At 54.8% G+C, this 692-nt stretch carries 1 pseudogene; it reads right to left on the bottom strand.

What is annotated here, in order from left to right:
- Positions 1-87: 87 nt before the first annotated feature.
- Positions 88-692: pseudogene (locus tag A3754_RS26920) on the bottom strand (NAD(P)/FAD-dependent oxidoreductase); the annotation flags it as partial.

The raw sequence follows: 692 nt of genomic DNA, 5'->3' as shown, positions 1-692 counted from the left end.
AAATGAAAAAGCCGCGCCCAGATTCTGGACGCGGCTTTTTCATTTACGCTCAACATCAATTCAAGCGCGCTATCGCGCGTCGCCTGCTCAGCCAGTCACAGAGCCGATCATCGACGCCACCAGCCCTTTCTTTTTGCCCTGCTGGTAATTATCAAACTCCAGAATACCGTCATCGATGGCGCCGAAACGTAACTTGGGCAAATCGACCATGTAGTTCTGCACTACCATCCACGGCTGCTTGGAGCCCTGGCGCGGCAAACGGTCATTGGCGCGCTGGATGTAACCGGACTGCATACCAAGGAAGTTTTCGTCGGTGATGCAGTTCTCCTTGTCACGCGGGATCACCGTCTGGGCACCGGTCTTTTCCATATGATTGAGCAGACGGCAGACATACTCACACACCAGGTCCGCTTTCAGGGTCCAGGATGAGTTGGTGTAACCGAACACCAGCGCCATGTTAGGCACATCGCGCAACATCATGCCTTTGTAGACCAGCGACTCACGCGGTTCCACTGGCTTGCCATCGATGGTGCCTTCTACCCCACCGAGCATCTGAATATTCAGCCCCGTGGCCGTGATAATGATATCGGCTTCCAGCTCCTTGCCGGATTTAAGCAGAATACCGGTTTCGGTAAACCGCTCGATGTGATCGGTCACCACTTCGGCCTCACCCCGGCGCAAGGTCTTGAACA

This window comes from Alcanivorax sp. HI0083 (assembly GCF_001635175.1).
This window is presented reverse-complemented; position numbering and strand designations above follow the sequence as displayed.